The organism is Actinomadura darangshiensis (genome assembly GCF_004349235.1).
Lineage (GTDB): Bacteria > Actinomycetota > Actinomycetes > Streptosporangiales > Streptosporangiaceae > Spirillospora > Spirillospora darangshiensis.
This window is the reverse complement of sequence record NZ_SMKY01000283.1, coordinates 1-11618: the sequence shown is the minus strand read 5'-3', so window position 1 is coordinate 11618 and position 11618 is coordinate 1. Positions and strand designations below refer to the sequence as shown.

General features: G+C 72.8%; 10 protein-coding genes. 4 read left to right on the top strand and 6 right to left on the bottom strand.

Features of this window, described 5'->3' with window-relative positions; genetic code table 11:
- On the bottom strand, positions 1-886 hold an 886-nt coding region (locus E1293_RS37815), incomplete at its 3' end, for an RDD family protein (RefSeq protein ID WP_132203426.1).
- 71 nt (positions 887-957) lie between these two features.
- Here E1293_RS37815 and E1293_RS37810 point away from each other — a divergent pair.
- Positions 958-1953: a stage II sporulation protein M gene (locus tag E1293_RS37810; protein WP_132203424.1), complete on the top strand. Its 996-nt coding sequence runs from the start codon at positions 958-960 to the stop codon at positions 1951-1953.
- Between the two features lie 182 nt (positions 1954-2135).
- On the opposite strand, the gene E1293_RS37805 is transcribed toward E1293_RS37810, so the two are convergent.
- The 5 genes from E1293_RS37805 to E1293_RS37785 are packed head-to-tail and all read right to left on the bottom strand — an operon-like array spanning position 2136 to position 7408.
- The gene (locus E1293_RS37805) at positions 2136-3428 is read right to left on the bottom strand and encodes a DUF58 domain-containing protein (protein WP_132203422.1); all 1293 of its coding nucleotides are present in this window, start codon (positions 3426-3428) and stop codon (positions 2136-2138) included.
- Positions 3428-4423 (bottom strand): AAA family ATPase, encoded by a 996-nt coding sequence (locus E1293_RS37800; protein WP_243717161.1) that lies wholly within the window; start codon positions 4421-4423, stop codon positions 3428-3430. The genes E1293_RS37805 and E1293_RS37800 overlap by 1 nt, the downstream gene beginning before the upstream one ends.
- A 29-nt stretch (positions 4424-4452) precedes the next feature.
- Positions 4453-5649 (bottom strand): DUF4350 domain-containing protein, encoded by a 1197-nt coding sequence (locus tag E1293_RS37795; protein WP_132203418.1) that lies wholly within the window; start codon positions 5647-5649, stop codon positions 4453-4455.
- Complete coding sequence (locus E1293_RS37790; RefSeq protein WP_207939326.1) at positions 5643-6317, bottom strand: DUF4129 domain-containing protein; 675 nt, start codon at positions 6315-6317, stop codon at positions 5643-5645. The genes E1293_RS37795 and E1293_RS37790 overlap by 7 nt, the downstream gene beginning before the upstream one ends.
- Positions 6317-7408, bottom strand: a complete 1092-nt coding sequence (locus E1293_RS37785; protein WP_132203414.1) for a hypothetical protein — start codon at positions 7406-7408, stop codon at positions 6317-6319. The genes E1293_RS37790 and E1293_RS37785 overlap by 1 nt, the downstream gene beginning before the upstream one ends.
- A 288-nt stretch (positions 7409-7696) precedes the next feature.
- Here E1293_RS37785 and mtrA point away from each other — a divergent pair, with 288 nt between their 5' ends.
- From mtrA to E1293_RS37770, 3 genes are all read left to right on the top strand, one after another.
- A complete protein-coding gene (gene mtrA, locus E1293_RS37780; RefSeq protein WP_132203412.1) occupies positions 7697-8374 on the top strand; it encodes an MtrAB system response regulator MtrA in 678 nt (225 codons plus the stop codon).
- Positions 8375-8459: 85 nt separating this feature from the next.
- The gene (gene mtrB, locus E1293_RS37775) at positions 8460-10085 is read left to right on the top strand and encodes an MtrAB system histidine kinase MtrB (protein ID WP_207939325.1); all 1626 of its coding nucleotides are present in this window, start codon (positions 8460-8462) and stop codon (positions 10083-10085) included.
- Positions 10082-11618 (top strand): LpqB family beta-propeller domain-containing protein (locus tag E1293_RS37770; RefSeq protein WP_132203408.1); only part of this gene is annotated, 1537 nt, incomplete at its 3' end. The genes mtrB and E1293_RS37770, both read left to right, overlap by 4 nt.

Sequence of the window (11618 nt, the reverse complement as noted above, 5' to 3'; positions counted from 1 at the left end):
CGCTGAACGGGGGCGGGGCGGGCGGCCCCTGCCGCGGCGGCCCGGACGGCATGGGCCCGGCCACCGCCATCGCGGGGACGGGCGCCTGCTCGGCGCCCCACGCCGGGAGGCCGAAGCGGCGCATCCGCCGGGCGCGGCGCTCGGCGAGCCGCCGCTCCTCCCGGTGCCGCCGTTCGGCGAGGACGGCCGACAGCAGGATCTCCGGCCGCACACCCGGCGGCGGGGGCGGGCTCACCACGGCCACGACCTGCGCCGCGATCCGCTGCCCCAGCGAGTCGCGGACCTCCGGCAGCAGCTCCCAGAACCGCGACAGGTACTGCCGGGCGGTCATCGCCAGCTCGTCCGACAGCATCGACAGCTCCAGCGACCGGGCCCACCAGGCGAGCTGCGGCGGCATCACGGCGACCGGGCCGAACAGCGCCGACGCGGGGACGCGCTCCTGGATGACGATCGTCCCGGCGAACAGGTCGCCGAGCCGCTTGCCGCGCCGGTTGCAGAACGACGTGATCAGCGCGGGGGAGCCGTAGAACGTCCAGAACTCGATGAACCCGGCCAGCGCCCGCACCAGCGCCTGCCGGAACCGGACCGGCCCGCCGTCGTCGCCGACGACGCGCAGCCCGACGGCCATCTTCCCGAGCGTCCGGCCCCGCGACAGCGTCTCGAACACGCACGGGTACCCGACCAGGACGGCGACGACGCCGAGCAGCGTCAGCCCGATCGTCCACGCCTCGTCGGCGACCAGCGACGTCATCGCCGTGAGGTAGATGACGATGTTGAGCATCACCAGCTGGAAGAGCAGATCGAGCAGTATGGCGCAGCCACGGCTGGCCAGCCGCGCGACCCGGATGTCGAGCGCGACGGCCTCGCCGGTGACGAGATCGGCCATGTCCTGTTCCTCCTATGCCGGGAGACAGCCTATTTTGCCGGTTCCGCGGGCCGAGGCGTTAGTCTCCCCGGGTGGACGTCGACGCCTACGTGGCCGCGCACAACGCCGAATGGCTGCGCCTTGAACGGCTCATCAACCGCGGTCGCAGGCTGACCGGCGCCGAAGCCGACGAACTGGTCGAGCTGTACCAGCGGACGGCGACGCACCTGTCCGTCGTCCGGTCCAGCTCGCCCGACCCGCAGCTCGTGGGCCGGCTGTCGTCGCTCGTGGCGCGGGGCAGGGCCGCGGTGGCCGGCGCCCAGGCACCCCTCTGGCGCGACGTCACCCGCTTCGCGACCGTGTCGTTCCCGGCCGCCGCGTACCGGATGCGGTGGTGGTGGCTCGGCAACGCCGTCCTCGGCAACCTGCTGGCACTGGCCCTGGCGATCTGGGTCGTGCACAGCCCGGAGGTGCAGGCGACCGTAGGGACACCCGACGAGATCCGGGAACTGGTCGAGCACGACTTCGCCAACTACTACACCGAGCATTCGGCGTCGTCGTTCGCCTTCCAGGTATGGGTCAACAACGCCTGGGTCTCGGCGACCGCGCTGATATTCGGGATCCTGCTCGGCATTCCGACCGTGTTCGTCCTGCTGATGAACCAGATCAACCTCGGGTTGAGCGGCGGCCTGATGTTCGCCTACGGCAAGGGCGACGTGTTCTTCGGGCTGATCCTGCCGCACGGCCTGCTGGAGCTCACCGCCGTCTACCTGGCCTGCGCCGGCGGCCTCAAGCTCGGCTGGACGATCATCGACCCGGGCCGGCGCCCGCGCGGCCAGGCCCTCGCCGAGGAGGGCCGCGCCGCCGTGAGCATCGCCATCGGCCTCGTCGCCGTCCTGCTCGTGTCCGGCCTCATCGAGGGCTTCGTGACCGGCTGGGTGCACATCACGTGGCTGCGCATCGCGATCGGCGTCGTCGCCGAGACCGCCTTCCTCGGCTACGTGATCATCCTCGGCCGCCGCGCCGTCCGCCAGGGCGAGACCGGCGACACCGACCTCCACCCCGACCTCGCTCCGGTGTCTGCTTAGCATTTCTCTCCTCCTTCGGGCCTGGAGGCCCTCCATCGTCGAGAAACGCGGTGCGATCGCTGCATCGCTCCGGCTCGCCTTGCGGCTCGCTGCGCGATCAGGTTCTCGCAAGCTCGAACCTGCCTTCGGACGCGATCGCGACGATTGAGGTTGTTGCGTGGTTGCGGTGATGGCTGGTGTTCCTACAGACGGCCCGCGGCTTTTAGGGCCAGGTAGGCGTCTGCTAGGGCTGGGGCTATTTCTTCGGGCGGGGCGTCCACCACTTCGACGCCGTGGCCGCGGAGTTCGGCGGTGAGGCGGCGGCGCTCGGCGCGGGCGCGTTCGGCGGCGGCCGCGTCGTAGACGGCCGCGAGGTCGCCGCGGCCCTCGGCCATCTCGCCGACCCGCGGGTCGGACACCGCGGCGATCATGACCAGGTGCCGGGCGGTGAGCTGCGGCAGCAGCGGCAGCAGGCCCTCCTCGATCGCGGCCGTGTTCAGCTCGGTGAGCAGCACGACCAGGCACCGCTGCCGGACGCGCGCCATCAGCGTCGACACCATCCCGGCGGCGTCGCACTCCAGCAGCTCCGGCTCCAGCGGCGCCATGGCGTGCACCATCGCGGGCAGCAGGTCCGTCCGGGACGAGCCCTCGACGCGGGTGCGGACGCGGCGGTCGTAGGCGAGCAGGTCGACGCGGTCGCCGGCGCGGGACGCGAGCGCGCCGAGCAGCAGCGCCGCGTCCATCGAGCAGTCGAGGCGGGGGATGTCGCCGACGCGGCCCGCGGACGTGCGGCCGGTGTCGAGCACCATGTAGATCCGCCGGTCGCGCTCGGGACGCCACGTCCGGACCACCACGTCGCCCCGCCGCGCGGTGGCGCGCCAGTCGATGGACCGGACGTCGTCGCCGTCCACGTACTCGCGCAGGGAGTCGAACTCGGTGCCCTGCCCCCGGATCAGCGCCACGTGCGCGCCCGTCAGCTCCCGCAGCCTCGCGAGCTTGGCCGGCAGGTGGCGGCGCGACGGGAACGCGGGCAGCGCACGGACCGTCCAGGGCGCGGGACGTGAAAGCTGGCGCGCGGCCAGCCCGAGCGGTCCGACGGAGCGGACCACGACGGTGACGGCCTTCCGGTCGCCGCGGCGGGTCGGCGTCAGCGTCATCTCGACGCGGCGGCGCTCACCGGCGGGCACGTTGATCTTCACCATGCGGGGCGTCGCACCCGCACTGGGCGGCCACACGTCCCGCAGGCGGGCCTTGAGGCGGCGCCGTCCGAGGTTCTCCACGATGAGGGACACCTTGGCGGTCTCGCCGAGACGCACGTTCGTGTCACCGGAGCGGTGGTAGCGCAGGGCGCGCACGTTCCCGGCCAGGGCCAGGTCGATGACGACGCCCAGCAGGAGGACGCCCCAGACGGCGAACAGCGTCCACCAGCTCGGCGCGAACAGCGGGACGATCGCGCCGAGCAGGGCCAGCAGCCCCAGGCGTCCGGTCAGCGCCATCAGCGCGGCGCGGGGACGTGGGCGAGGATGCCCTCCAGTACGCCGTCGGCCTTCGCGCCCTCCAGTTCCGCCTCCGGACGCAGCTGGACGCGGTGCCGCAGCGTCGGCCTGGCCAGCGCCTTCACGTCGTCGGGCGTGACGTAGTCGCGGCCCGACAGCCACGCCCACGCGCGGGACGTCGCCAGCAGCGCCGTCGCGCCACGCGGCGACACGCCGAGCTGGAGCGACGGGGACTGCCGCGTCGCCCTGCACAGGTCGACGACGTAGGCGGCGACCTTGGGGTCGAGGTGGACGGCCCTGACCGCGGCCCGCCCTGCGGCCAGCTCGTCCGCACCGGCGACCGCCTTCACCGCAGACAGGTCGCGCGGGTCGAACCCGGCCGCGTGCCGCTGAAGCATGGAGATCTCCTCGTCCCGCGTGGGGACGGGCACGGTCAGCTTGACCAGGAACCGGTCGAGCTGGGCCTCGGGCAAGGGATAGGTGCCCTCGTACTCGATCGGGTTCTGCGTCGCGCACACCACGAAGGGATCGGGCAGAGCGCGCGCGGAGCCCTCCACCGAAACCTGGCGTTCCTCCATGGCCTCCAGGAGGGATGCCTGCGTCTTCGGGGGCGTCCGGTTGATCTCGTCGGCGAGCAGGAGGTTGGTGAAGACGGGACCCTCGCGGAACTCGAACTCCGCGGTCCTGTTGTCGTACACCAGCGAACCCGTCACGTCGCCGGGCATCAGGTCGGGGGTGAACTGGACGCGCTTGAAATCGAGGTCCAGGGCCCGCGACAGGGTCTTGATGAGCAGCGTCTTGGCCGTGCCGGGGACGCCCTCCAGCAGCACATGGCCGCGGCAGAGCAGCGCGATGACCAGCCCGGTCACCACGGAGTCCTGGCCGACGACCGTCTTGGCGACCTCGGCGCGCAGGGCCGTCAGCGCCGCGCGGGCCGTCTCGGCCTGCCGCTGGACGTCGTCCGGGACGGCTCCCGGCTCGCTGTCGCCGGGCACGTCGTCCTTCCCGAGCTCTACAGGGTGGTTCAAGACTGGCGTACCTGCCTTTCCAGGTCGTCGAGGACGTCCGTGAGGGCGATCAGCCCGGCGTCGTCCAAGGGTTCAGGACCGTACAGGGCCGCCCCGACGTACGTCTCGTCGTACGCCGTGCGGCGGGCGACCGCCGTGACGATCTCCTGCGCGGCCGAGGGGTCCTGCGCGCTGCTGCGGGGGAGTCCGAGGAGCGGGACGAGGCGTTCGCGGGCCCCGGAGCGCAGCGCGTCCGAGGCGCGGTCGCGGGCGCGGCCGGCCCGGTAGAGGCGGGCGCGGCCCTCGACGGTCTCCGCGGACCGGACGACGACGGGCAGCGCCTCCGCCACGACCGGCCCGAGGCGGCGGGCCCGCCACAGGGCCACCAGCAGCACCGCGACGAGCAGTTCGAGGATCAGCAGCTTGACGCCGAACGGGAGCAGGTCGCCGAGCGACTTCTGCCCCGCGCCCGCACCCTCCTTGGGCAGGTCGGGGACCAGCCAGACCACCGACGTGCCCGCGCCGGCCAGGTTCATGGCCAGCGCCGCGTTGCCCTCCTCGGTGAGGCGCCGGTTCGTCAGCGGCGCCGTGGAGCCGAGCACGGTCACGGTGCCCGTGCCGTTCCGCACCTGCACGAGCCTGGCGGCGTCGTACTCGGTCCGGTAGCAGGCCGCGGCGGAACCCGCGACGTCGTACGTCTCCGACTCGTGGAACGCGACCCGGCCCGCGAGCGTCGCCGCCTGGAGGGAGCAGTCGGGGGAGTCCTTCTCCTCGTACGTCGGCCCGCCCCTGCGCACCTGCGGGGCCAGCGCGTCCAGGGCGAACGACGTCGGCCGGACGAGTAGGAGGTCGGCCCGCACGCCGCTCAGCTCCTGGAGGTCCTTCTCGGTGAGCCGCTCGGTGCGCGTCACCACCATGACCGTGCCCGGCCCGGCCGCGCCGAGCGCGTCGCCGGCGTTCCTCGCCACCGTCACCCGCGTGCCGTGCTGCCGGAGGATCTCGGCGAGCGCCCGGCTGCCGTCCTGCTTCGGCGACTCGGGGTCGAGCGCCTCCGCCGACGTGGACGGGCGCAGGGCCGCCAGGATCAGCGCGACCACGGCCATCGCGAGGATCGCCGCGACGACGCCGCGCGCCGACCGCCAGCGGCGGCCCGCGACCTGCCGCGCGGACGGCCCGGCGGACTGCTCGCCGCGGGGCGGGGCCGCCGTCACCATCGCGGTCCCCCTTCGTCGCCCGCCCCGGCGAGGGACAGGTCGTCGGCCTCCAGCGGCTTCGGCCGCGCGGCCCGCAGCCGCTCGTCCAGCTCCGTCATCCGCGCGTACCCCTCGGCGGTGCCGGGGCGGTCCCCGTACCAGACGTCGTCGAAGATCCGCACGCCCGCGGCCAGCTCCCCGGCCAGCTCGGGCACCGCCTCGCCCGCCTCGGCCGCCAGCTCGTCCGCCGTCCGGCCGGGACGCGCCGCGAGGACCGCACGCTCCTCCAGGTCGCGGGCTATCGCCCGGAGCCGCTCGCGGATCGCCTCGGCCCACTGCCCGGCCGCCGCGTGCCGTTCCGCCGCGTCCCGGTGGTCGAGCGCGGTGGACGGCTCGTCCTCCAGCAGCGGGTCCTTGCGGGAGCGCGGGTTGAGGCGCCCCCACATCAGCCACACGACCAGCGCGATCGCGATCAGGGCGATCACGACGATGATGGCGATGGACGCCCAGCCGCCGCCGCTGCCCTGCGACTCCGGGTTCGGTGCCTGGTTGAACAGCTGGTGCAGCCAGTCGGAGAAGTCGTCCCAGGCGCGCTCCAGCCAGGACGGCTTGTCGCGCTGGTAGACCTGCTTGTCCAGCTCGCGGCGGGCCATCTCGCGGGCCTCGTCGCGGCCGATCGGATCGAGCATCACGCCCCCGTCCACGGCTGCGCCCGCACCGGCTGCGCCGGCCGCGGCCGCGCGGGTTCCGTCCGCCACAGGGTGATGAACCCCTCGTCCTCGGAGTCGCCGGTGTCCCCGGAGTTCTCGCCGGCCGCGACGGCCGCCGCGGACCGGCCCCTGGTGCGCAGGTCGAGGTCGAAGCCCTCGCGGCGCATCCGCCGGTCCATGTACAGCAGCGCGATCACGCCCGCGTCGAACGGCATGACCACGGACCAGCTGACGATCCGCCCCACCGTGTCCACCGCCAGCGCCCCCATCGTCGACCCGCTGCCGGACTCGTCGCCGAAGAAGATCAGCTGCGCGAACAGGAACGGGATCCGCAGCGCGAAGAAGCCCATGAACACTGTGACGAGCATGGCCAGCAGAAGCGTTCCGCACGTCCGGAACCAGCGCCCCTTGGAAAGGGTCGTCGCCCGGCGCAGCGCGCCCCCGACGGTCTGCCGCTCCAGGACGACCGCGGGGACGGCCTGCACGAACAAGATGTAAAGCCACACCATCAGCCCGATGCCGATGGGAAAGCCGAAGATGCCCGCCACGACGCCCAGTGCCGGGCGCGCGTCAGTGGCGATCAGCAGGAAGAACGGCACGATCGGCAGGATGAGCGCGGCCAGCGAGATGCCCATGACGGCCACGGCGGTGGCGGCCAGCCGTCCGAGCCTCGGCCGGGCGTCCCGCCACGCCTGCCTCGGCGCGATCGGCAGGCCCACCAGCTCCCGGCCCAGGATCGGCGCCACCAGACCCGACAGCAGCAGGATCCCCAGCGCCGACAGCACCAGCCCCAGCAGCGTCAGCGTGAGCTGCGCGCCGAGCGACTCCAGCAGCACGTCCGGGGTGATCTCGTCCTGGGACTCGTCCCCGATGAAGAAGAAGGCGGCGATCGAGCTCGTCACCTGGATCACCGTGCTGACGGCCACCGACAAGCCCAGCGTCGTGCGCGGCCTGCGCCGGATCCCGGCGATCGCGCCGTCCAGCATCTCCGAGATGGACATGGGACGGAACGGGACGCCCCGCACCACATCGGTGGCGTCGTCGTCATCCCAGCCGTCCGGTCCCGGCATCCCGTCTCCCTGCGATCTCTGGCGGGGGTCAGCGGCGCGTCCGGACAGGCCCGTCGCGGGCCCGGCCGCGTCCGCCGGTCAGGTCATCCTGTCATGGGCGAGGTGTCAACCTTGCGCACGTTTCGGGAGTCACCCCTACAATTCCGAGCCGCCCAGCCGATGCGGGGGAGCCATGTACGACGCAAACGCGGGTAACCTTGCACGCCAAGGTATATCTCTCCCTGGCAAGGTGGCGCCGGAGCATCCCACCCAACTCCACCGAACCCCGACTTTGTGACGATGAGGGCCATGAGAGGACGTGTACTGGTCGTCGACGACGATCTCGCGCTCGCCGAGATGCTCGGCATCGTGCTGAGGGGCGAGGGTTTCGAGCCCTCGTTCGTCCACGACGGCGACAAGGCGCTCGAGGCGTTCCGGGAGACCCGGCCCGACCTCGTGCTCCTCGACCTGATGCTGCCCGGGGCCGACGGCATCGACGTGTGCCGGCAGATCCGCGCCGAGTCCGGCGTGCCGATCGTCATGCTGACGGCGAAGAGCGACACCGTGGACGTCGTCCTCGGCCTGGAGTCGGGCGCCGACGACTACATCGTCAAGCCGTTCAAGCCGAAGGAGCTGGTGGCGCGGGTGCGCGCCCGGCTGCGGCGCACCGACGAGCCCGCACCCGAGACCCTGCAGATCGGCGACATCACCATCGACGTCGCCGGCCACTCGGTCAAGCGCCTCGACAAGCACATCCCGCTGACGCCGCTGGAGTTCGACCTCCTGGTCGCGCTCGCCCGCAAGCCCCGCCAGGTCTTCACCCGCGAGGTCCTGCTGGAGCAGGTCTGGGGCTACCGGCACGCCGCCGACACCCGGCTGGTGAACGTGCACGTGCAGCGGCTCCGAGCCAAGATCGAGCGCGACCCGGAACGCCCCGAGATCGTCGTCACCGTCCGCGGTGTCGGCTACAAGGCAGGACCGGCCTGACCCTTCCCTTCTCCGCCACCCTTCGTGACACACCCATGACCGACCAGCACCTTCCCTCGACCGCGCGCCTCCGATGAACACCGACATGCGGAGGGCGAAGCGGCTCGTCCGGCGTGGCCTGGGCGCGGCGCGTCGCGTCGTGCGCGGCGTCGCGGCGGCGGGCTATCTGCGCTGGCGCCGGTCGATCCAGATACGCGTGGTCACGTCCACACTGTTCATTTCGGCGATCGTGGTGGCGATCCTGGGCGCGTTCCTGATGCAGCAGGTCTCGTCCGCGCTGATGGACGGCAAGGTCAAGGCGGCCCGCCTCCAGCTGGACGACGGCCTGGCGCAGGTGCAGCGCGACCTGGGCAACTCCACCGGCGACGGCAGCAGGCTCAACTCGACGATCGACCGGCTGAAATCGCGCAGCGGACCGTCCGGGCTCTACGAGGTCTACATCCGCGACACCAACGAGCAGTACTTCGACGGGTACACGACCAACGAACTGCGCCACGAGAGCGTCCCGAAGCGGCTGCGCGAAGAGGTGAAGAACCTGCCGGCCGGCTCGCGCGCCTACACCTACGGCAAGCTCTCCTACTTCGGGAGCCAGCCGGACGAGCGCGGCCTCATCGTCGGCGGCAGGACGGGCCAGTTCGAGCTGTACTACCTGTTCCCGCTGACGCAGGAGCAGCAGACCCTCACCAACGTGAGCCGCTCCCTAGCCGGAGTGGGCATCGTGCTGGTGCTGCTCTTGGCCGCGATCGCCTCCCTGGTGACGCGGCAGGTCGTCCTACCGGTGCGGCTGGCCGCCCAAGGCGCGCAGAGACTCGCCGCAGGACGGCTCGAAGAGCGCATGCGGGTCCGCGGCGAAGACGACCTGGCCCGCCTCGCCCGCTCCTTCAACGACATGGCCGCGAACCTCCAGGAGAAGATCGGCGAGCTGGAGGACCTGTCGCAGGTGCAGCGCCAGTTCGTCTCGGACGTCTCGCACGAGCTGCGCACGCCCCTGACCACCATCAGGATCGCCGCCGACATGCTCTACGAGAACCGCGACTCCTTCGACGACCCGGCCGTCGGACGGTCCGCGGAGCTGCTGCAGAGCCAGCTGGAGCGGTTCGAGTCGCTCCTGGCCGACCTGCTGGAGATCAGCCGCCACGACGCGGGCGCCGCGACGCTGGACGCCGAGTCCCTCGACATGCGCGACCTCGTCCTGCGCGTCGTCGGCGACATCCAGGGCCTCGCCGAACGCAAGGGCAGCAAGGTCGTCCTGCAACTGCCCGGCGAGCCGTGCATGGCGGAGGTCGACCGGCGCCGCGTCGAGCGGATCCTGCGCAACCTCCTCGTCAACGCCGTCGAGCACGGCGAGGGCGAGGACATCGTCGTCTCCGTCGGAGCCGACCGCGACGCCGTCGCCGTCGCCGTCCGCGACCACGGCGTCGGGCTCAAACCGGGGGAGGGGCAGATGGTCTTCGACCGCTTCTGGCGCGCCGACCCGGCCCGCGCCCGCACCACCGGCGGCACCGGGCTCGGCCTGTCGATCTCCCGGGAGGACGCGCAGCTGCACGGCGGCTGGCTGCAGGCGTGGGGCGAGCCCGCCGCGGGCTCCCAGTTCCGCCTGTCGCTGCCGCGCGTGGCCGGGGCCGAACTGCGGGGCTCGCCGCTGCCGCTCGTCCCGCCAGGGGCCGGTGACGCCCGCCCGCTGTTCGCGGAGCTGGAGGCGGGCGAATGAGGGCCGGCCGGCTCACGGGCCTCCTCGCGGCCGGGGCCCTCGCCGTGGGCGGCGCCGGCTGCGCGACCGTGCCGAGCGGCGGGCAGGTCGTCTCCGGCCGGCCGGCCGAACGCGCCGAGCGGGTCGACGACCCGTACGTCCGGCTGATCCCGGTGAAGCCGCGCCCCGAGTGGGGGCCCGCCCAGATCGTGTCCGGGTTCCTCGCGGCGTCGGCGAGCTTCGACGACGGCCACAAGGTCGCGAAGATGTACCTGAACGGCCAGCCGTCGTGGAACCCCGGCCTGCGGCCCTTCGTGACCGTCCTCGCCGACCGCGTCACCGACCCGCACGTGATCAAGTCGTCCGGGAACCAGGCGACCGTCCGGATCACCGGCGAGGAGCTCGGCACGATCACCGCCGACGGCCAGTACACCGCGTCCCCGAAGGCCCTGGACGCCACCTTCCAGCTCGCCAGGACGCCGCAGGGCCTCTGGCGCATCGCCGGCCTGCCCGGCGACGACAAGGCGGGGCTGCTGCTCACCAAGGACGACGTCGAGCGCGCCATGCGCACCGTCAACCTGTACTTCTTCGCCCCCGACCGGCGCACCCTCGTCCCGAACGGGATCTTCCTGCCGGTGGTGAACCGGCAGACGCTGCCGACCCAGCTCGTCCAGGCGCTGCTGAGCGGCCCCACCTCGTGGCTCACCGGCGCGGTCGAGACGGCGTTCCCGGAGGGCACCCGGCTGCGGCACAGCGTCCGGATCGACAAGGACGTCGCGACCGTCGACCTCACCAAGCAGGCCCGCGGCGGCGACGTCGACCGGATGTCGGCCCAGCTCGCCTGGACGATGCGGCAGCTGTCGGAGATCAAGTCGTGGCGGCTGCAGATCGAGGGCGAGACCGTCACGCCGGACGGCATGGACGCCACCCAGCCGGTGAACGCGTGGGAGGGCAACTCGCCCGACGGTCGGGCCCCCGCCGACGACGCGCACCAGAACGCCTATGTCGTCGGCCCGTCCGGCTTCCTCGGCACCCTGGAGGACGACCGCGCCCAGCCCGTCGTCACCGGCGCCGCCGGCAGCCTCTCCCGCCCCGCCGTCGCCCCCGACCTCCAGGAGTTCGCGGGCCTGAGCACCGACGGGACCCAGGTCCTGACCGCGGCCCCCGTCACCGGCCAGCCCGCCCCGCGCGTCCTGCTGACCGCGCACAAGGGCGCCGGGTTCACCGCCCCGTCCTGGAGCCGCGACGGCACCCTCTGGGTCGTGGAGAGCAAGAAGGACGAGTCCTGGCTCTGGGTGCGCCGCCGCGGCAAGTCCTTCGTCCGGGCAGCCCACTGGGGCCTGGGCGGCCGTGACGTACTCGCCTTCCGCGTGGCCCGCGACGGCGTCCGAGCGGCCGTCATAGCCCGCGTCGACGGCCGCCCGCAGGTCCAGTTGGGCCGCATAGCCCACGCCCCCGACGGCTCCCTGGACGTCGGCTCGTTCCTGCCGGTGAGCTCCGAACTCCAGGACGCCGTAGACCTGGCCTGGCGCGACTTCGGCACCCTCGCCGTCC